Origin of the sequence: Rhizobium sp. 57MFTsu3.2, assembly GCF_012932765.1 — a bacterium.
Taxonomy (GTDB): domain Bacteria; phylum Pseudomonadota; class Alphaproteobacteria; order Rhizobiales; family Rhizobiaceae; genus Rhizobium; species Rhizobium altiplani.
Genome location: NZ_JDWI01000039.1, coordinates 12,796 through 34,612, shown reverse-complemented (window position 1 = coordinate 34,612; position 21,817 = coordinate 12,796). Strand labels below are relative to the sequence as shown.

13 protein-coding genes and 1 pseudogene are annotated in these 21,817 nt (G+C 55.3%); 10 read left to right on the top strand and 4 right to left on the bottom strand.

Features of this window, described 5'->3' with window-relative positions:
- The first annotated feature begins 50 nt into the window (after positions 1-50).
- From asnB to AF71_RS27985, 3 genes and pseudogenes are all read left to right on the top strand, one after another.
- Entirely contained in the window at positions 51-4,019 is a 3,969-nt protein-coding gene (asnB, locus tag AF71_RS27995) for an asparagine synthase (glutamine-hydrolyzing) (RefSeq protein ID WP_169683944.1), read from the top strand.
- A gap of 19 nt (positions 4,020-4,038) precedes the next feature.
- Positions 4,039-7,305, top strand: coding sequence for a glycosyltransferase (locus AF71_RS27990; protein WP_210258416.1), 3,267 nt, complete (start codon positions 4,039-4,041; stop codon positions 7,303-7,305).
- Positions 7,306-7,410: 105 nt separating this feature from the next.
- A pseudogene (locus AF71_RS27985) lies at positions 7,411-7,530 on the top strand (transposase); the annotation flags it as partial.
- Between the two features lie 141 nt (positions 7,531-7,671).
- Here the strand turns inward: AF71_RS27985 and AF71_RS27980 are convergent.
- Positions 7,672-8,841, bottom strand: coding sequence for a hypothetical protein (locus AF71_RS27980; protein WP_169683942.1), 1,170 nt, complete (start codon positions 8,839-8,841; stop codon positions 7,672-7,674).
- A 1,004-nt stretch (positions 8,842-9,845) separates the two neighbouring features.
- On the opposite strand from AF71_RS27980, the gene rfbC reads away from it, so the two are divergent.
- Genes rfbC through rfbA form a run of 4 tightly spaced genes read left to right on the top strand, consistent with a single transcriptional unit; the run spans position 9,846 to position 13,300 of the window.
- Positions 9,846-10,403, top strand: coding sequence for a dTDP-4-dehydrorhamnose 3,5-epimerase (gene rfbC, locus AF71_RS27975; protein WP_169683941.1), 558 nt, complete (start codon positions 9,846-9,848; stop codon positions 10,401-10,403).
- A 35-nt stretch (positions 10,404-10,438) separates the two neighbouring features.
- Entirely contained in the window at positions 10,439-11,494 is a 1,056-nt protein-coding gene (rfbB, locus tag AF71_RS27970; protein ID WP_169683940.1) for a dTDP-glucose 4,6-dehydratase, read from the top strand.
- A gap of 3 nt (positions 11,495-11,497) precedes the next feature.
- Positions 11,498-12,373: a dTDP-4-dehydrorhamnose reductase gene (rfbD, locus tag AF71_RS27965; protein WP_169683939.1), complete on the top strand. Its 876-nt coding sequence runs from the start codon at positions 11,498-11,500 to the stop codon at positions 12,371-12,373.
- A 42-nt stretch (positions 12,374-12,415) separates the two neighbouring features.
- Positions 12,416-13,300, top strand: coding sequence for a glucose-1-phosphate thymidylyltransferase RfbA (rfbA, locus tag AF71_RS27960; protein WP_169683938.1), 885 nt, complete (start codon positions 12,416-12,418; stop codon positions 13,298-13,300).
- Between the two features lie 39 nt (positions 13,301-13,339).
- Here the strand turns inward: rfbA and AF71_RS27955 are convergent, their stop codons facing one another.
- Together AF71_RS27955 and AF71_RS27950 are read right to left on the bottom strand one after the other, a co-directional pair.
- Complete coding sequence (locus AF71_RS27955; RefSeq protein WP_169683937.1) at positions 13,340-14,497, bottom strand: glycosyltransferase family 4 protein; 1,158 nt, start codon at positions 14,495-14,497, stop codon at positions 13,340-13,342.
- Positions 14,498-14,499: 2 nt separating this feature from the next.
- Positions 14,500-15,432 (bottom strand): rhamnan synthesis F family protein, encoded by a 933-nt coding sequence (locus AF71_RS27950; RefSeq protein WP_169683936.1) that lies wholly within the window; start codon positions 15,430-15,432, stop codon positions 14,500-14,502.
- Between the two features lie 784 nt (positions 15,433-16,216).
- On the opposite strand from AF71_RS27950, the gene AF71_RS27945 reads away from it, so the two are divergent.
- The 3 genes from AF71_RS27945 to AF71_RS27935 all read left to right on the top strand — a co-directional run bounded on the left by AF71_RS27945 (position 16,217) and on the right by AF71_RS27935 (position 20,750).
- Positions 16,217-19,033, top strand: a complete 2,817-nt coding sequence (locus tag AF71_RS27945; RefSeq protein ID WP_169683935.1) for a glycosyltransferase — start codon at positions 16,217-16,219, stop codon at positions 19,031-19,033.
- A 150-nt stretch (positions 19,034-19,183) separates the two neighbouring features.
- Positions 19,184-19,987 carry an ABC transporter permease gene (locus AF71_RS27940; RefSeq protein ID WP_169683934.1) on the top strand — a complete coding sequence of 268 codons (804 nt, stop codon included), beginning with the start codon at positions 19,184-19,186 and terminating at the stop codon, positions 19,985-19,987.
- Positions 19,988-19,991: 4 nt separating this feature from the next.
- Complete coding sequence (locus tag AF71_RS27935; RefSeq protein WP_169683933.1) at positions 19,992-20,750, top strand: ABC transporter ATP-binding protein; 759 nt, start codon at positions 19,992-19,994, stop codon at positions 20,748-20,750.
- Between the two features lie 355 nt (positions 20,751-21,105).
- Here the strand turns inward: AF71_RS27935 and AF71_RS27930 are convergent, their stop codons facing one another.
- Positions 21,106-21,777 carry an IS110 family transposase gene (locus AF71_RS27930; RefSeq protein WP_169683932.1) on the bottom strand — a complete coding sequence of 224 codons (672 nt, stop codon included), beginning with the start codon at positions 21,775-21,777 and terminating at the stop codon, positions 21,106-21,108.
- Between the last annotated feature and the right edge of the window lie 40 nt (positions 21,778-21,817).

The following is a 21,817-nucleotide window of genomic DNA, read 5'->3' as shown; positions in this document are numbered from 1 at the left end:
ACGTAAGGTGATGTCGATGATTATAGTGCAATTAGTAGGGACTGATTAAAATGTGCGGAATTGCCGGACTTCTATCATCACACAGCTCAAGATTTTCTACCGATGATTTTGTGTCCCAAGTGACGGGTATGATGAATTCGCTCCGCCATCGCGGTCCTGATGGTTCTGGTCTCTGGGTCGATCCGGATCGGCGAGCGTGTTTGGGCCATCGGAGGCTGAGCATTATTGACATCACGTCCGCCGGATCACAGCCGTTCCTATCCCGGGACGGCCGCTTCGTACTTACGTTCAATGGTGAGATTTATAACTTTCTGGAAATCCGAGCGGAACTTGAAGCGGAAGGTGTTCGCTTTCGCAGTCGCAGCGATACAGAGGTTCTTATTGAGAGCCTTGCCCATTGGGGGCCGGCGGCGATCGCTCGTTTGGACGGTATGTTCGCGTTTGCGGTTTTCGATACCAAGACGGGAGAAATGATCATTGCCCGCGACCCATTCGGGGAGAAGCCATTCTACTATACGACGCTTGCTGATGGAACGTTCGCATTCGCATCGGAATTGCGCGCTTTGGAAGTATTACCTGGATTTGACACCAGCGTCGATCCGAATGCCATCGCCGAATATTTCGCCTTTCAGTACATTGGAGGGGCACGCTCTATTTACAGCTCGGTCTTTAAGGTCATGCCGGGCCATTATGGAGTGATTGGGCCGAACAGGCCACTTGAATTTATTCGGTATTTTGCCTTCGAGCCGAAAAACAACGCACAGCCGGAAAGGAAGCTCTCCGACCTCGCAGACGAACTTGAGGACATACTGGTACGAAGCCTTGAGAGGCGGCAGATCGCGGACGTCCCACTTGGGGCGTTTCTCTCTGGGGGCGTGGATTCCTCAGTCGTTTGCGCTCTGGCAACGAAGCGTTTGGGCACAGATCTGCATACCTATTCGATGGGCTTTCAGGGTTCGTCTTCCAGTGAGCATGAAGTTGCTCGTGCCTTCGCGGATCATCTCGGCACGCGCCATCATGAGCAGATCATCGCGCCGGACATGGTGGACTTTATGATGTCAGCGGGGAGGGTCTTTGACGAGCCAAACGGTGATACGTCCTGCATGCCGACCTTTCTCCTGTCGCAATTTACGCGGCAGGATGTCACGGTGGCACTATCGGGCGATGGTGGAGACGAACTCTTTGGTGGCTACGGACGGTATATAGCCACGTTAGCTGAGCATGAGTTCGGCCAAAAGGGAGAATTCTTTTCCTGGAGGCCCGGTGACATATACTACGGTCCTCGAATTCTATCTATGCCGCTTGGACGCATGACGGATCTTTTCGGACAGATTCCAGTTCCACTGAAGAACCATGTCCGGGCCCTGAGGGAAGAATTGAACAAGTCGGGCGACGGTCTGCTCGCCGCTATGCGGCGAACGGACGTCGACAATTATCTTCCAGGTGCCGTTATCCCAAAAGTGGACAGGATGAGTATGCAGCATGCTCTGGAAGTCCGCACGCCATTTTTAAACGTCGAGCTTGCACGCTTTGCCGAAAGACTTGCCAACGAGCATATGATAAACCTCGGCAAAGGAAAGAGAATCCTGCGCGAAGTCGCCTATCGGTACTTGCCTCGCCATCTCATCGACATGCCTAAGCGAGGCTTTGGGCTTCCCATGGGCCTTTGGGGACAGGAAAATCTAGTCTCATTGATGAAGTCTAAGCTCGGGGGGGATAGTCTGCTCCGCGCTTTCCTCGGCGATAGCCCAATAGACCACCTGATGGCACGCCACGAGCGCCGTGATACCTTCAATCTCTACGAGCTGTGGCCGATCCTCATCTTGGAACAATGGCTCAGAGCGCGCGATGTGAAACTGGAGCCATATCGGCCGCCAGCGACGCTGGGTTCCTCCTTCTTGCCTAAACTCAATGGTTTCGCGATTGCGGAAAAAACTTACCTAGTCTCCCGTGGACAGGATTTCGAGGAATTGAGATCGAATTGGGGCGGGCTGGCCTGGCCACCTGGACTGGATTCGATTTGCGCAGACCTTTACGACAGAGCGCGGGCTTCTGTGGATGGCGATCCAACACTGACACTGCCGGTCTGGGGGCAGTCATTTGATTCCGCGACGAAGGGAGTGGAAGATCTGCGAGGCAGTACAATGATCTTCACGGATCCGGATGCCGCTCATCATCTCGACACAGCAGAATTGGAAAAGCTAACAGAGCTAGGCGTTCGTCGCGTGATCTGCCTCCATCGCGGCTCTCCCGACCGCTATGAAGACATACAGCTGAAGCCCCGAAGTCTCGGGCTGAAGTTGAGGCAGAAATACGTGCTGAGGAAAAAAAGGCTGGCCACGTTCTCAGCCAAAGCGAGAAGGATTGTCCGGCCAGTCTCCTCTATGGGCCGCGTCGGCGGGCACTTGTTCCACAGCGGTCCCCATAAGGAGATCGTGCGCGAACCTGGCGTCGAAGTGACATCCAGATATGCGATCTTCGAGAATGACCGACAACTGTCTCCTGTCCAGATGGGGCAGGACGAGATTAAGGAGTTTGGCGGCGGGCGCAATTGCGTTGTCGACCAGATAATATGCCTTTCCGGTACGGCGGCGCATCCGGATGGGGACGCTACGTATTGGGTTGTGCCTGTGAACAAGCAAACACGCAAGATGCTTAGCTACGTTCGGACGCCAACCAAAATCGCCCCGTCTGTCTCGGAGGTGGGAGGCAGGCTCGTCGAAGAAATCCACCCCAATCCTCTGACGCACGAACAGACATGCCATATCATCGCGACGACCAACTTCTACCGAAAACTGATCGACGAATTGCCACCATCCCGCCCCAAGAAGCCTTTAGCGCCCGGGGCGAAGATTGCATTGATCACCCATGCCTTGCCACCTGGCGGTGCTGAGCGCCAATGGGTATATTTGGCACAAACACTCAAAAAGGAGGGATACGACGTCAGCGTCGTTACTCATTCGACTTCAGACGAGGGCAACGATCATTATCTCAATCTACTGGGCCAAGCGGGTATAGAGGTGATTGATGCGCAGGGCATGCATCTTATCCCCGAATTGAGCTATCTGCGTCGCCGCTACGGAGACGGCTTTCCGAATATGTTGGGGCTTGCCGGCTTTAGTTCAGCCATGCGTGCTTTGCAGCCGGATGCGGTCATCGCGCAACTCGATGAACCGAACATTGTCGCAGCGACGGCGGCGTTGATACACGGCGTGCCGCACATTGCCATGTCGTTCCGTAACTATAACCCCAGTAACTTCGAATATTTTTATCAGCCTTGGTTCTTATGTGCATATAAGGCCCTGGTCGACACCGGTCGGATAGCGCTTACCGGAAATTTCAGCGAAGCCAATGTCGACTACGCCCATTGGTTGAAAGTAGACCCGAAGCGTATTCATACGATTACCAACGCCATCGATGAACAGATGTTCCCTCTAGCGACTCCCGCAGAGGTTGCGAGACTTCGACTGGAACTTGGAATTAACGAAGCGGACCGAATTGTTTTGGGCGCGTTCAGGTTATCGGAGGAAAAACGTCCGTTCGATTTCATCGATGTTTGTGCGAAAATAGCGCATTCTGTCCCGAATTCAGTATTTCTCCTGGCTGGCAAGGGGCCGATGCGCGTGGCCCTACAGGAGCGTGTGGATTGCTATGGGCTGGGCGACAGGTTTCGCTTCCTGGGCGTTCGGAGCGATCTCAATGTCCTCATGCGGGCTGCGTTCATGCTGCTTCATACCGCGATGAAGGAGGGCACTCCAAATGTCATCCTTGAAGCCGGCTTTTCAGGTATTCCTGTCGTCGCCACCGATGCAGGCGCGACGAGGGATATAGTTGTAGGTGGCAAGACAGGCTACGTCCTGCCGGTTGGCGATGTTGCCGGTCTTGTCGAAGCAAGCGTTAAGCTCCTAACCAACATTGACCTCAGTAGCGAAATGGGGCCAGCCGCAAAGCGGCATATCGGTGAAAAATTCAGCCGCAAGCAGAGCATGGAACTCATCCTCAAGGCATTGAATGACTAGCTTTAGTGCAATTCGACGCGTGAAAAGTGAGCTTGGAAATGTGGTGTCGCATCCACAGGTCACGTTGCGCCGGATCGCCCGCAAGTTGATCCGCGTCGCCAGCGATCATCTGCGACACAACGTCTTTTCCAATGCATATCGTTCTTTCTATTATCGGCGCCATCCGGCTCAGCTGGCCTTCCCTCACGTCACTATAGTTTGGTCGGATAGCTTGAATATATTCGCTACCGATTATGGTGAGAGCTTTGACCAAACGGCGTGTCTCGCTCGCGCAGTAGATGCCGTCCATCCACTGGTCCTGCATCTCACGGCGCCAACGGGCGAGCTGTCCTATCTTGAGCTGAATATAGAAGGCAAGTCGCCTTCGGCAGGCATGACAGCTGCAATTTGGGATGGCCGACGGCAGGAAAAGCGTCATCTGGAAGCTATACCCTCAAAGCGCGGCGTAAACTCCGCCATGCGACTTGACCTTAGTGGCTTCCGAGTGGCTCTCAACACACACGTCTTGATTGCTATTCGGCCGCGCAGTTCGAGTGAGGCCTGCCAAGTTCTCGTTCGCAATGGAAGCCAAGTTGTCACTTCGCAAATGCTTTATCGTGATGTCCAAGGCCGATTGGCGTACGGGCAGGAAGTTTTGGCTTATTCGTTGCGCTGGCAGGATGAAGACCGCCTATACGAGAACGATTGCTGGTTAATGCCACAGGACGAGCAGCGACTCCAGCCGCGTCCCATTTTCGCAAATCATCCGCTGTGCTTCAAGGTCGTCATGCCTGCTGCGGAGCCGCTGACCCTGGACTCATTGCTCTTCACATACGGGCGCGATAATGACGGCGTACTGCATATCGCGATCGAAACCGAAGACGGCGTGCTTATTAGGGAGGCGAATCTACCGACATCGGGTCTGGTGGATGGCAAAAAGGTCCGATTGGTCGATTTGCGAGGACTCGATGTCGCGCCCGGAAGGCCTCTGATCGTCAAAATCTCCTCGACGCAGGCGTTGGGTAGTTGCATTGCCCTGCCAGTGACAACGGTGCCGGAGGGACGTTATTCCACGCGCATACGAGCCATTGACTATCGTAACGACCGTAGCTTTTTGCCTTATTCAACAGCTCGGAGTGACACAATCGCCATTGTGGCTTGTGGCCACGCGGGCCTGTCTGCTGCCTTTTTGAATCATGCCAGCCGTGTCACGAAGGGCATAAGGCCCTTGTTGCTGAATGGAGCAAATCTTGAAAAGGAATGGCAGCATCTCCTGGCGAGCCATTGCGTGATTTTTTTCGCCTCGTGTCTGGATCGTTTCGAAATCGTCGATTTTGAAGCTTTATGCTTTGCGCTCCATCGTCGCGGAATACTGACTATCTTTGCTGACGCCACTTTTGAGGAGCGTCGGCAATTCGCGATGAATGGTGATTTTGCTGGTCTCACGAAGGAGATCGAACGCCGTTCGATGTCCTGCGCCTTCCGATACGTGGGTGACGCCGTAAACCCAACATGTTTCGATACCCTGACGCAGGAGGACATCTCAGTAAACTGTCCGTTAACTGTCGACGACCTGGACATGCTGAGTACAAGGATAAGACAACGCCGTAATCGCAGTGTCGACGTGGTGCTCGTCCATTCCAATGGAGGAGTTTTCGATGTTGATCTCTCTGGTCTGATGCTTGCCGAAGGTCAGATACTCACACTCATTCCAGTAGGAGGCACAGTTCGAGCTGCTGGAAGCGGCTGGCCATCTTCCGTCGAGATTCAGCCGGCAGAATCGTTTGTCGAGGCAGTGGCCTCGGGAAACGGCGAAATAATAATGATCGCGGAGCGCGATGGCGCTGGCCTTGGGGTGGTACTGGCGGAACATCTTTTCGAGCACTACTGTGACGAGGTTGATGTGGTGGCTCCGAGAAAATCCTTCACAGTCTCGGACTCGATCATCGAAGGCGGGCTTGACAGGGTCTCGATCAAGCGGCATCGGACTCTGAAGGAATTGCTTGAGGTAGCTGCATGGCTGCCCGATGCCGCGTGGTCTAGCGTGCGTGCCGGGCTTGAACTTAGCCTTTCTGTTTACCGGCGTGCGGGCGTTGTGAGGAAGACTTATTCGGGCTATTCCACGTCGATAGATACTCCCGTTCCTGTCGACCTAATTGCGGATATTTCGGCCAAAGGCGACGCCGAGACGAGACTTCTACTGCATCGCCTGTCGAATGTTGGGAGGACGACGCTCTCCGCGCCCGCAGTTGATCGTCGTGCACCATTGCGCATCCTTACATATCGCTGGCACGCTCCCCATCAATACGAATTGCAGCGTTTGCCCGCAGATTTCACGCTCGTCAGCGGTCTTAATGGCATGCCGGCCTTCGAACAGTGGCCATACAACCAACGACCAAAGCGAACAAATGTAACCGTAGTGCCATGGAGCGAAATCAAGCCACAAAACTATGATCTAGCACTTCTGCATTTCGATGAAAATATTCTCATACCGTCTGTTTCCAACGGCAACCTACCGCCCGGATGGGGGCAGTCTGCACGATGGCTAGCCGAGTTGGGGCTGCCCTTAATCGGGCTTTGCCACGGCACCCCGCCCTTCGTTGGACAATACGGCGTGGCGCGCGGACCAATCAAAGCGTTTGAACAAATCGAGTCTGCGCGGAGACAACTAGTCGCATGGTTTGCCGCCATGGGAGCTCCTGTCGTTTGCAACTCTTTTCAGGCAAAGGCGGAATGGGACTTTAAGGATTCCCACGTGTTCTGGCACGGTTTCGATCCGCTTGAATTTCCGCAAGCGACGTTACAGAGGGACGTTCTCGTGGTGGGGGGTAACGACCGACCGCATTATCGGGGCTTCTACGAGGAGGAGATAGTCCGAGCGCATCTGCGAACGTCGATCCGCGTCCAAGGCTTGCCACCCGTTCTCACCGCTTTGGAGCAGCGGGACGGAAATCCTTTCGCGGTACGGCAATTTCGAAATTATGTTGACCAAGTGCGGACCTTCTCCTTCTACCTAAACACCACTTTGCGGTCACCTATGCCTAGATCTCGGGGCGAGGCCATGATGACGGGCGTGATCCCTGTTTGCCTGCGCAATCACGATGTAGACATGTTCATTGAGCAAGGCGTTGACGGTTTCTATGCTGATCAGCCGGAGGACCTCGCCGAATTTCTCAACGAAACACACAGCGATCGGGATAAGATCGCGCGGATGAGCAAGGCCGCAAGATTGAAGGCCTTTGACCTATTCAATCACGATCGAAACCTTTCCAGCTGGATTGAGTTAATCGACAAGGTCATCGCTTAATCGCGCGAGTTCCTGTTGATTGGGTGACGTTCCCCCGTTAAATTGGGCCATTCAGACTTGGAATTTTCCACTTATGATCCTTTCTGGGAAGAAGAGGAGAATTCGATGAAGGCTTCGAAGTTTTCGGAAGCGCAGATCGCGTTCCTGTTGAAGCAAGCGGAGGACGGAATACCGGTCGGTGAGGTGTGCCGCAAAGTCGGCATTTCGGCCGCGACCTTTTACAGTTCCCGTGGCAGGTCATTGAAACCACCAATTGAGCGCTGGCAATTGGTCGCAGCACACGATCCAGCGTCACTTTCTCCTGATCGAAAAAAGATTCGATAAACTCATATAGGTTCGTCGATGAAGTCCCTGGCTCGGGATCTCCTACCGTTTTCTGAAGAGCAGTTGTATGGCTGCAGTCGAGAGATCTAGTAGCTCTAGAGACCTAAACTCTACATCCATTTGTTCGCGAATAGCTTCCGTCACGCCTAAAACGAATTCATTTGGATGATCGGTCCATATCGGCGAGCCTGTTGACCGAAGCAAGTAGTAGCGTGATGCGACCACATCGAAACCAAACTGGTCGGCAAGCGCAATATGGTGAGAGCTGCGCAAGCGGTTCTCCGTCTTGACCGAAGCATACTGCCCCTCTGTCTCTCGAAGAAAGGCCAGGGGATCCGTTTCGAAAAAGCGGTGATCGCGCAGATCAATCGAGTGGAACATGAAGCCACCGGATGGCGTTACCTCGCTCAGCTTTCGATAGATGCCGGTCGGATCCATGACGTGTTCGAGCACCGACGTTGATATCGTACAATCAACTTCGTCGGTGAATGTCAGCGCCTCGAATCCAACGCCGTCCCGGACATCGAGGCCGGTGGGAATTGAATCTCGGTCCTCATACGGAAAGACCTTGGACCACTTTGCCAGGAGCTTCGGCTCGATCAAGGCGCAGGTTGACTTTAGCAATTCAATCTCCGCCTTGGGGAAAGCCCGCCGAACGCACATGATGTCGTTCGCGATATAGTTCTCCGTACCATCCAGGAGGAACCGCAGCGCCGTCCAAGGAATGTTTCCACAGCCGAGTTCAACCATACGCCGCGGCACCGTCATGTTCGCGCGTTCGATCCAACTGCCAATGGTGTGACGATAGCCGAAGAAGTTTGACAGGAAGCTGTTATTGCGATTGCCGCTATCGGCGAGAAACTGTAGCACGGCCTTGTCGTCACGGCTGGCTCTACGAAGAACCGCATCGGAGGTGGCTGATCCTGCCGACACATCAATCAGCAAGATCCGATACGAGCGTCGATTCTTGTTGCAGTCTTCATTGGCGGCAGAAGAAAACCACAGAGAACCATTCCATACCGAATACGCGCCCCGTCCCATCTTCCTAATCGCATCATGCTGCGCATCCGCAGGGCCTAGTGTGCGGCCATCCTCTTGTAGTACGGCGACATATTGCCCGCCCTGGAGCGTTTCAACTATCTCAGCAGGCAAGTCAGCGATGAACGCGTGGCCGCCATCGCGTCTGAACGGTCCTGCGAGATCGTAGTACATCAAATTTTCCCTCAGATTTCAGCTAATCTAACACCCCGCATTCGGAAGTCGAGGGCCGAATTTTTCCGTCCATCGGAGCCCGGGATGTATAACCCGAGCGACTGGTATTGGAAAAAGGCTGTGACGTCCTTTCTACGTTGCAGTCGCCTTTGACCTTCAAAAAAGGCCAGCACCGGCGAACTGCGGGAGATCTACAAGATGCAATACTAAATTAGACTCACCAGATATGGGCGTGCCTGATACTTGCCGTAGTGTTGCAGGCCCTCCCGGCGTGCGTCGAATTAACTCGGTTCGATAAGCTTGTCGTTCAGCCGATGCCCACAGCGCTTGACCAAACAGGAGAGTGCGCTCGTACAGAGGTGCGTGGACCGGTCGACATCTGCATCAAGGAATTAGCGCAGGTCGAGGTAGAGCAGTTCTGGTGACCTGCATCGCGCCAATGAATGTAGCAGGCGGCTTGCCAAATTGGCCTCCCCGCCAGCGCGATAAAAAATGCGCCGTGCTGAGCTGAAGCAGTGAACTTGAAAGAAAGGAAGCAGATGGTGTGATCGATCGATCCAAAACGCGTGACACTCCGCCTGTTCCAGTGGCCATTCAAGGCCGCTTGCCTGTTAGGAACACGCGTTGAAACCATCTGGTCAGTTGTCATGTGCAACCACACAAAGGCCGCACATATGGAAGCAAGCGATCTGATCAAAAATATCTGCAGAAAAAGCTTGCACGTGGGAGCTGCCGGATCCGACCGCTGGCCGCGACGATATCGTCGACATCGCACCGTCGCTAGCCAGGGCAGGGCGGCAATAGGTATTCGCACTTAGCGCCGCCATGCACAAGCCATTGCCTGCCGGCGCCGCCGCGCGTTGCTTGCTTTTTCGCGCGCGGCTCGATTTCTTTAGTCGTGGGCAAGCGCAATGCAACCCGGACAGCTTTGGGCGTTAAAAGATGCCTCTTGCAAACTGGAGTGACCTGACTAGAAAGGACTTCAAGAAACGGACAGGTGCGTGATGAAAGTCGAGATTTTGCCGCTGGCCGGCTTGGCCAAGATCATTCCAACAAGGCTGGGCGATCATCGCGGATATTTTTCGGAAGTGTTCAAGGATAGCTGGTTCCGCGAGAACGTTGCGGATGTAGCGTTCCTGCAGGAGAACGAATCTCTTTCTGCGACGATCGGCACGGTGCGTGGTCTGCATTTCCAGCTTGATCCGTTTGCGCAGGGCAAGCTGGTGCGCTGCATCGCCGGCAGGATTTTTGACGTCGCCGTCGACATTCGCGCCGGTTCGCCGACCTATGGCCAATGGTATGGTTGCGAGCTTTCGAAAGAGAACGGCGAACAACTGTGGATCCCGGTAGGCTTTGCGCACGGTTTTGCGACGCTTGTTCCGGACTGCGTTATTTCCTACAAAGTGACGGCTCCTTACAGCGCTGTCAGTGACCGCGGTCTCTTGTGGAACGATCCCGAGATCGGTATCGAATGGCCCGTGCCGCTCGATAATACGGTCCTTTCGGACAAGGATAAGATACAACCAAGACTGGCGGATCTAACGCCGTCTTTCAAATATTGACCGTTACCAGAACGGACGACGAGCGGAGATAACCCATGCGTATTCTCGTAACCGGCGGAGCGGGCTTTATTGGTTCGGCCCTCGTCAGGTATCTCGTGAAGAATGTTGGCGCGGAAGTGCTTAACGTGGATAAGCTTACCTATGCCGGGAATCTTGCTTCACTCAATGAAATCGAAGGCGCTTCGAACTATCACTTCCTGAAGGCCGACATTTGCGATCTTCCGAAAATGTCGGAGGCGATGAACGGGTTCCAGCCCGACCGAATCATGCATCTCGCCGCTGAAAGCCATGTCGATCGCTCGATCACCGGTGCCGGCGACTTCGTCCAGACCAATGTCATGGGCACTTTCAGCCTGCTGGAAGCGGCGCGGCATTATTGGAACGACCTGTCTGCTGATCGCAAGGAGACATTCCGCTTTCTGCATGTATCGACCGACGAGGTGTACGGATCGCTCGGCGACGAGGGGCTGTTCGAGGAGATCACGGCTTACGACCCGTCATCGCCCTATTCGGCTTCGAAAGCGGCGAGCGACCACTTGGCGATCGCATGGCATCGCACTTACGGTCTGCCTGTGGTCGTGTCGAATTGCTCGAACAATTACGGACCATATCATTTCCCGGAAAAGCTGATCCCGTTGATTATTCTTAACGCGATGGACGGAAAGCCGCTGCCGGTCTACGGTAAGGGATTCAACATTCGCGACTGGCTGTACGTTGAAGATCACGCCCGCGCGCTTGACCTGATTGCATCGCGCGGCCGTCTTGGTGAAAAGTACAATGTTGGCGGCCGGAACGAGCGCCGCAATATCGACGTTGTGCGCCGAATCTGCGCGCTGATGGATGAATTGCGCCCACAGGCAAGGCCGCATGCCGATCTGATCACCTTTGTCACCGACCGGCCGGGCCATGATGCGCGCTACGCCATTGATGCCACGAAGCTGGAAACGGAACTGGGCTGGAAGGCACAGGAAAACTTTGACAGCGGCATCGAACGGACGGTGCGTTGGTACCTGGAGAACGGGTGGTGGTGGCAGCCGTTGCGGCAGGGCGTCTATTCCGGTGAACGTCTTGGTGTTTTGAACAGGGGCTGAGCCATGCGCATTGCCGTGACGGGAAAACAGGGCCAGGTCGTCTCGGCCCTTCTGGAGCGCGGTTCGGTTGCCGGTGTCGAGATCGTCGCCGTAGGCCGTCCGGAACTCGATCTCGTCGACCGGGCGTCGATCCGCGCAGTCTTTTCGCAGATCAAGCCGGATGTGATCGTCTCCGCAGCCGCATATACGGCCGTCGACAAGGCCGAAAGCGAAGAGGAGCTGGCCTTTGTCGTCAATGCGGAAGGACCAGCGGCGATAGCGGAAGTGGCTAAGGGGCTCGGGATTCCGATCATGCACCTGTCGACTGATTATGTATTTTCCGGCGATAAACAGAGTCTCTATGTCGAGACGGATGCGACTGGGCCGGTGTCGGCCTATGGCCGCTCGAAACTGGCCGGCGAGCAAGGCGTTGCCGCTGCCAATCCCAACCATGTTATTTTGCGAACCGCTTGGGTCTATTCGCCTTTTGGCGCCAACTTCGTGAAGACAATGCTGCGCCTCGCAGAGACTCGTGATGCGCTCAACGTGGTGGCTGACCAGCGCGGCTCGCCGACCAGCGCGCTTGACATCGCCGACGCGGTGATTGCCATCGCAAAGCGCCTTTCTGCCGACAACGACGAGAATCTGCGCGGGATATTCCACCTGACGGGCAGCGGCGAGGCCACCTGGGCGGACTTTGCCGAGGCGATCTTCGCTGGTCTCAAGACCAAGACCGGTAAGGTTGTCTCCGTCGGTCGTATCACGACGGCCGATTATCCGACACCGGCGAAGCGCCCTGCGAACTCGCGGCTTTCGAACGACAAGTTGAAACAGACCTATGGAATCGTTCTGCCAGACTGGAAGGAATCCACAAAGGTCGTACTGGACCGCCTGCTTTAGGAATTGGCGCTTACTAGCTCCCGACACACGGAAGGAAAAAGAATGAGGGGTATTATTCTCGCTGGTGGTTCCGGCACGCGGCTCTACCCAATCACCCAGGCCGTGTCAAAGCAGCTCATGCCGGTCTACGACAAACCGATGATCTATTATCCACTGACCACGCTGATGCTGGCGGGGATCAAGGAAATCTTGATCATCACCACGCCCCACGATAACGAGGCCTTCAAACAACTGCTGGGCGACGGAAGCAAGTGGGGCATTTCGATCGAATACGCGGTGCAACCGAGCCCGGACGGTCTAGCGCAGGCCTTCATCATCGGCGCAGATTTCGTCGGATCGAGCCCGTCGGCGCTGATTCTCGGGGACAACATCTATTACGGTCACGGCTTGCCGCAGATTTTGCGTTCCGGCGCTTCCACCGTCGAAGGCGCGCGCGTCTTCGCTTATCACGTTAGCGATCCGGAGCGTTACGGCGTCGTCGAGTTCGACGACAGCATGAAGGCGCTGTCAATCGAGGAAAAGCCTGCCAAGCCGAAAAGCAATTGGGCGGTCACTGGCCTTTATTTCTACGATCACCAGGTCGTCGACATCGCTGCCAACCTGAAGCCGTCGCCGCGCGGCGAATTGGAGATTACCGACGTCAACCGCGTCTACCTTGAGCTCGGACAGCTAACGGTCGAATTGATGGGGCGCGGTTATGCCTGGCTTGATACCGGGACACCGGACAGCCTGCTCGAGGCTGCCGACTTTGTGGGAACGCTGGAAAAGCGCCAAGGCTTCAAAATCGCCTGTCCGGAAGAGGTCGCCTACCGTCTGGGTCATATCGACGAAGATCAGTTGCAGAAGCTTGCCACCAAACTGGGCAAGAGCGCTTACGGTCAGTACCTGACGAAGCTCGCAAAGACCAAGCACGACTTGGAATTCTGAAACACAACCGCCTGCCCATTGGAGATGGGCGGCCGGTGATCAGAGCGGCCGGCCGATCGCGTTGCAGATATTGCGGTAGACGTCCTGCACCTGCTTCACGACATGCGCTTCGGTGAAGCCCTGAACGACGCGCTCTCGGGCTTTGGCACCGGCCGAGACAATGCTGGACTTGTCGATCGCAAGGGCGCAAATTTGCGCTGCCAGCGCTTCGGCGTCGTCCACCGGAACGAGCCATCCTTCCTTGCCGCCGCGCACGAAGTCGCGGCAGCCCGGCACGTTGGTCGTCAGAATGGCTCGGCCGCAAGCCGCGGCCTCCAGAATGGAGCGGGGCAAGCCTTCTCCACCGCGCGTGGGCATACAGCAAAGATCGTGCTGCGCCCATACCTCGCGCACGTCGTTCGTCGATCCATGCCATTTGACTCCCGAAAGCTCCGACCACGCGCTCAGCGTCTCGACAGACAGCGATCGCGGGTTGGAGGGGTCGGGGAGACCGAAAAGCGATAGGCTAACCTCGTGCCCCCGCTCACGCGCCATCGATACCGCCTTCACAGCCAGATCGGCGCCCTTCGACCATACCATGCGACCCACCATCGCGAGCTTGAGGCCATCGCCGGATGGCTGGGGAAGGGGCTGGTAGTGATCGGGATCAACGCCGGCTCCGCCGAGCACGGTTACGCCGGCATCTCCGACGTCGAGCCCAAACGTATCTGGATCGGTAGTATTCTCGAACAGAAAGTGATTCTTGCCGCGACCGCGGATGGCACGGAACAGATTGCGCAGAGCAAAGCGCGCAAAAGCTGCCTTGGCACTTCGATCCGCGGCGAGAAGCCCCCCTCCGGTGACAGCTAGGATCCGGCCCTTCACGCCAGCCAAAGTGGCGGCAAGGCCGCCGGTGACTACGCAGCGGAGCGCAATGCAATGGATCAGGTCGATCCTCTCACGCCGGAGCGTCTGCGCGATCTGGCCGATCGACGAACCGATCGACAGGAAACCGAGGTGTCCTCTCTCAATGTCAAGCGGTATGACGCGAGCGCCAAGCCCCTCGATGAGATGCGCGTGTTTGCCGACGCGAGTAATGACGACCACGTCCAGGCCGAGCTCCTTGGCGGCGCGCAACATCGGCAGAAAATGCGAAACAAAGAACCAGTCTTCCGTAATGATGAACGCGATCCGAACTCGCGCTTTGGAGAAGCTCATCGTCACCGTCCGATGCTGCGATGTAATAGCCGCACGGTGGCTTTCGGCATTCTCGCATATATCGCGTGCGCGCATTTCAGAAGGGCAGGGTGGCGGCGCCAGAAGTCCGCGAGCGGCAGCGCGAACGGATTGTCAGGTGCCAGACTGTCGTTGATGAGTTCGATTAGCTCCGCTCGCGATGAAGGCGTGCCACGACGGTGAAGAATTGGCTCCACATTTTCCATGCTGGCCGCGATGAAACCTTCTCGCTCTGCGATGAACGCAAATAGGCGTTCGAAGGCATGGGCAGCTGTCCCGTCAAGCTGTCCACTCTCACGAGCGAATTGATCGGCAAAATCGATTTCGATCACCTTTCTCAAGGCCGCGCGCCGAAACCAGAACATCGATCCGGCGGGAAAGCGGTGACCTTCGAGTGCCGATAGATCAAGACTCGCTTCCATTCTCTGCAGGGTCCCCAGCATGATGGTTTCATTGATCGAGGTGCGCCCGCCAAGCGGCAGCAGGTGGGCCCGTGGCGCAATCAGCCCGATGCGAGATTCAGTCGCCAGTAGCTTGTGCCCTGACAACTCTCCGCCTTCCTCCGTCTTCAACAACGAGCCAAGCAGAAAACGCCGCCAGCCATCCCCATCGTCACGATGCGGCGAGCGCTTGGTATGCAGTTTCAGGCCGATGTCGAAGGACGGCAGGGGCTGTTGTCTTAGCGCCATCAGGAACGGCAAAATATCGCGGCCTCGATTGTCGACTTCCAGTTCGGTCGCGAAGCGAAGATGCGAACTCTCGGGGCGCGCCACCGGACGGGAACCGACCGGTCGGGTGATCACCAGGTCAAAAGTCTGTCGGATGATCGCATCGAGGTCCTGGACCATCTCCTCCCAAATATCGGGATAATAGACGTGGGCGAGGATGGTGAAGTTTGCCTGGTGGGTGTCGTTCATCGAGTCTGCTCTTCAAATACCTTGGATCGTACTAACCCATCGTGGGCTATGCCATCCAGGAAAAACTAAGAATCCTTAGAGCGATGCCCTTCGCTAGCTTTGCTTTATTCGTGCTGTTGTTGCAGGATATCGCCAATTCCCAGCCTTGGAAGCGATATTGCCTTCCTTAGGGTGGTGTGCAAGTGCTTCAGCGAGGATAAGAATCTTCACGATTTTTGCGTCTCAGGGTTAGGTATCCCCAGCCGAACCACATGATGACAGCCATCGATTGGCCCCAGAGTTTACCTCCTTTCACCAAACGGATTCGGGAAAGGACAGATTCTGCATGGGAGTGCAACAAAGAACAGAGTCAGATATGCGCATGATCGAATTTCGCGATACGAGGAAGGTGTAACGTCGCGCTCGCGGTGAGGAAAACTGTCAATGTTCCAGCAGCCGTCGCCGAAGAATCACGAGAAGTTGCCCCAGCGCTTTAAGCATGAAGCCGATCGCTTCCGTACTTACTACAAGGCAGTACCTGCCCTTAGTCGGATATATGATCATTCCGATATCTTCGCTATTGCCTGAAACGGCTGCAAGACGAACGCAGTGCGACGCGACGTGTCATATTGAGCAGGCATTTTGCCACGAAAATAACGATCAAAGCCCTCAAGAGCTTGCTGATTCAACAGCTTGGAATTTCCTTAACAATCGATGTTTCGATGTAAGAGTGGACCTTTCTGACGCGCCACCGCGATTGCTTATCGGTTGAACCGCTTGCTATGCCTCGGGTTTCCGAAAGACCTTGCTTGAAAAGGCCGGGCGAAAGGTGATAGCAGCGCTTGTGCCGCTCGTGCAAAGGATGTTCCAAGTGCAAAGAAACCCGTCGCAATCGGATTATGATGAAAATTATTACCGATGCCATTGTGGCGGACTTCCTTATAACCGGAGCGAGCCACACTGGTCGCGCTTTTTTGGGATTGTCGCTGAACGGGTGGCACAAGACATCCGCCCAAGAACCGTTTTTGACGCAGGTTGCGCCATGGGTTTCTTGGTAGAAGAGCTAAGAAAACGCCATGTTGAGGCGTTCGGGCGAGATTATTCCGAGTACGCGATCAGCGAGATACCAGATGCGCTGCGGCCCTTCTGCGAGTTGGGCTCAATCGTCGATCCGATTGAGGGTTCCTTTGATCTAGTGACATGCATCGAAGTCTTGGAACACCTGCCTGAGGGTGACGGACGTCGAGCAATCTCAAATCTCTGTGCTGCTGGTCCACTTATCCTGTTCTCCTCAAGTCCGGATGACATTGACGAACCCACACATTTGAATGTGCGGCCCCCCATCCATTGGCTACGCCTTTTTCGGGAACATGGATTTGGTCCGCGATCCGATTTTGATGCGAGCTTTCTGTGTCCGTGGGCGATGCTCCTTGAGCGGCGCGCTCAGGCGCCGACTGATGAGGAACTGCACGCCTACGCAAGTCTAATTTTGATGCGTATGGAGTACTTTCGGCACACTCATGAGCTACGGCAGGCGCAAGATCGTCAGCTGGTGGCGATAAAAAACGAAATCCATGAACTGAGACAAACACATGCTCTCACCGTTTCCGATCTAATGCAAAAGCAACTCGTTGCTCTTGCCGCCGCTGATCGGGCGCAGACCACTGTTGACCAATTGCTTGCCTCAAAGAGTTGGCGCATGACTGCTCCTTATCGCTGGGCAGGGCATCAGGGCAGGCGCGCTCAACATGTGATGCGCGCTTTGCCGCTAATGGCGAAGCGCCAGGGCGGTTATCTAAACCTTGCCCGGAAAGCTTGGTCGATCATGGCACGCGAAGGGCTTAGCGGAGCGAGATCGGTGTGGCGGAATTCCAACGCGCAGATAAATACCAGCTCGAACAACGACTACGAAAAATGGCTGCGGACATATGCGACATTGGACGATCCGGCGCGCGCCAGAATCAGACGCGACATCGACGGATTTGCAAACCAGCCTCTGATCTCAATCGTGATGCCGGTCTATAATGCCGAGCCGAACTGGCTCGCGGAGGCGATTGATTCCGTTCGCAACCAACTTTATCCGCACTGGGAGCTCTGCATCGCGGATGACTGTTCGACGTCCGAAGCAGTGCGCCCCGTCTTAGAGCGATATGCTGCCATCGATCCCCGCATAAAGGTTTTCCATCGACCGACCAACGGCCACATTTCGGAAGCGTCCAATTCGGGGATCGAAATGGCGACCGGCGACTGGATGGCGCTGCTGGATCAGGATGACCTGCTGAGCGAGGATGCGCTTTTCTATGTTGCGCGGACAATCAACGAAAAGCCGCAGATTGAGCTGATCTATTCCGATGAGGACAAGATCTCAAGTGGCAAGCGCTTCGATCCCTATTTCAAGCCGGATTGGAATCCTGATCTGCTGCGATCACACAACGTGATTTGCCACCTCGGGGTGTACAAGCTTGACCGCGTGCGGTCGATCGGCGGCTTCCGCAAGGGATATGAGGGAGCTCAGGACCACGACTTAGTACTACGTTTCACCGATCAGTTGTCCGAGGCTCAAATCGTTCATATACCGCGTGTCCTTTATCATTGGCGCAGCCACGCCAGCAGCACCGCACAAAGCGGTGGAAACAAGAGCTATGCAGCGCTTGCGGGACAAAACGCTGTGAGCGACCATCTGAAGCGAAAGGGTATCAGCGGACGTGTCGAGATACTTCCGACCGGCATGTATCGCACACTCTACGACCTTCCTGAAGAACCGCCACTGGTCAGCCTGATCATTCCCACGCGAAATGGGCTGCGCCTCCTCCGCAAATGCGTCGAATCGATCCTTCAAAAAACGGACTATCCCAATTACGAGATCGTGATCATCGACAACAATTCCGATGATCCGGCGACGCTTGAATATTTCAGGCAGATAGAAACCGATAGCCGCATCTTCGTGACGAGGGACGAACAGCCATTCAACTATTCTTTGATCAACAATGGTGCGGTTAGCAGGGCTAGGGGCGATTTTGTCGGTTTGATCAACAACGACATCGAGGTCATATCACCGAACTGGCTGAGTGAAATGATGAGCCACGCCATCCAAGCCGGTGTCGGCGTCGTTGGTGCACGGCTTTGGTATCCTGATGACCGCCTGCAACATGGTGGTGTAGTCCTTGGGATCGGGGGAGTCGCCGGGCACGCGCATAAATTTCTTCGGAAAGGAGCGCACGGATATTTCTCTCGGGGAGAATTGACCCAGACATTTAGCGCAGTGACCGCGGCATGCCTGGTCGTTCGGAAGAGCACCTACGAGGCGGTTGAGGGACTGGACCAGAACCTCACGGTGGCCTTCAACGATGTGGATTTTTGTCTTAAGGTACGTGAGGCGGGCTGGCGCAACGTCTGGACACCATTCGCAGAACTCTATCACCATGAATCCGCGACGCGTGGCAGTGAGGACACTCCCCAAAAAAAGGAACGGTTTCGGGGGGAAGTCATGCACATGCTCGCCAAATGGGGAGAGAAACTGATCATGGATCCTGCCTACAATCCAAATCTGACTTTGGACCGTGAGGACTTCTCTCTAGCTTGGCCGCCGCGGAACCAATCGGATCCTACGCTTGCTTCCTAAGATACTTTGGTATTAATGCAGCCTCCGAGCACTGTGGCAAATGCGCGAGGCGCTTTTCCTGCGATGACACGACAACATGACGATGGAACATTCTCGCGATCCTTGGGAACGTGAAATGCTTTCGCTAGAAGTTTGGAAACTGGATCGAATATGGTATCCGAAAGTGACAGCAGCTTGGCGAAGGCTCTGGCCGATATAGGGCGGAGCATCAACCGGCGCGAGTTATGGCTTTATCTGGGTTGGCGAGACGTGAAGAGCCAGTACAACCGATCGATTATCGGACCGTTCTGGTTGACTTTGTCGATGGGCGTAATGGTGCTTGGACTGGGCGTCCTTTACTCGGAAATATTGAACATCGATGTTGCGGTCTACCTTCCCAAGCTCGCCATCGGGTTAATCGTGTGGGGATTGATAAACGGTACGGTCATTGGCGCGTGCCGGGTATTCATCTCAGCAGGAACCGCGCTTCGCCAAATAAGGTTGCCTGTCAGTGTCTTCGTATTTCAGTTCGTCTGGGGACAGCTGATCTCGTTCGGGCATAACTTCCTGATATATATCGTTGTCGCTCTCGTCTTTGCGATAAATCCCGGCTGGGTCGTCCTTCTTTTCGTTCCTGCCATGATGATTGTCGTTCTGAACGGCTTCTTCGTTTCTCTCATTCTGGGGCCACTCTGCGCCCGCTTTCGCGACGTGCCTATGATCGTCGCCAGCGTGATGCAGATAGTCTTCTTTATGACACCGATCATCTGGAGCACGGATTCGATGTCGCATCGGTCACTCCTTCTGACGGCGAACCCATTCTATCACCTGATCGAGATTATTCGCGATCCGCTGCTCGGCCGGACCGGCACGCTCGAAAATTGGATGGTTTGCATTGGATTGACGGTCGCCTTGGGAGCGTTCGCGACAGCCTTCTTCGCTCGCTACAGGGCGCGCATCGTGTATTGGAGTTAAGTGCTTGGCGAGAGTTTCCCTTACCGACGTTACCGTTGATATTCCGATTTACGAACCAGCCGGTCGGTCTCTTAAGAACAATATCCTTTCCACGGCGACGGGGGGGCAGATCCGACCCCGCGCCGGTACGACAGGGACCGTCATTCGCGCGATAGAGGGCCTGACCCTGGATGTTGAGCACGGTTCACGCATCGGGCTGATCGGCCACAATGGTGCCGGGAAGTCCACGATTTTGCGGGTGATGGCAGGGATCTACGAGCCGACCGGCGGTACTGTTTCGATAGATGGCGAGGTGGCTTCGCTTTTCGATATCGGCTTTGGAATGGACCCGGAAGCAACCGGCTGGGAAAACATCGTTCTCCGAGGCATGTATCTCGGTTTCAGCCGCAGAAACATCGAAGCGCGGTCAGAGGACATCGGAAAGGCGACGGGGCTCGGCGAATTTCTCGACATGCCGCTTCGAACCTACAGTGCAGGCATGTCCACCAGGTTGGCTTTCGCGGTTTCCACTTCGCTGACGCCGGAGGTGCTCCTGATCGATGAGGGGATTGGAGCCGGTGATGCGGCCTTTTTAGCCCAAGCGCAGGAACGGATGCGAAGTTTCATTGGCGAGGCGGGCGTGTTGGTTTTGGCATCACATTCCGACGATCTTTTGCGCGCGTGGTGCACGGAAGGGATATGGATGGAACACGGCAAGATGCGGATGCGGGGACCGATTGAGGCTGTGCTTGAAATTTATACGAAGTCGGTCAGGGGTGGATAGGTACGTATCCTACCATCTCGTCCACCAAGTAATTGGTTATCGGAAGCGCAAAATCGGAGCCCGGTTCAATCTCGTTCTAGCACTTCTGTGGTTGCCGCCCGTAATGCAAGAATTTTTTGTCCATCGGAACGTGCGATCGAGTGCGGTCTTCTGTCAGGCCTTTAATTGCGGCATTTCGAAAGACCGCTGGCCGGTATGGTGATCTGCGGATCAGGTCCAAATCTACTTTCCGAGCTGTAAAGCTCATAGTGCTAACTGGTTTTCCTGATCCAGATCGGTTCGATCATTCTCCCATTCAGGTCATCGACTTCTCACACCTCTTTCACCAGATTCAGCGTTTTGGGCGGGGCATGGATCATGCCATCGCCGGCGACGCTTGCTCCCGGTAATCCTCCCGTTTCGTCAGCATGACCCAAATTGTCCGTGCCATCTTGTTCGCCAGTGCAATGGCAACGAGTATTTTGGGCTTGTGCATCAGCATTCGGCCAAGCCATGAGCCTGGTGCTGGCGGTTTCCGGTTTGCCACTCTTACATGCGACATTGCGCCGATGATCAAAAGCCTGCGTATGTCAGCCTGTCCCGCCTTCGACACTCGGCCGAGCCGCTCCTTGCCTCCAGAAGAGAATTGTCGTGGTACAAGTCCAAGCCAAGCTGCAAAATCGCGCCCAGACCGGAAAGTCGTCATTGCTGGTGCAAATGCCTCAACCGCCAGCGCGATCATGGGACTGACACCCGGCATTGTCTGAAGACGTGTTGCAGCGATACTATCTCGGGAGACAGCGGTAAGTTGTGCCGTCCTGGTTTCGATACGGGCTGTCTTCTGTGCGATCTGCGCGAGTAAATCCCGGCATTCGTCCCGCACGGCATCCGGCAAGTCTATCGCTTCATCACAGATTATTGCATCAATGCGCTTGATACTGGCGATGCCCTGCGGAACGATCTGACCAAATTCGTAGAGAACGGCACGCAAGGCATTCACCAGTTCGGTACGCTGATGAACAAGCCGCTCTCGCCCCCGGAAGAGCACTGCTCTCGCTTGTTTATCCGTATGCGGCGTCCACGCCCCA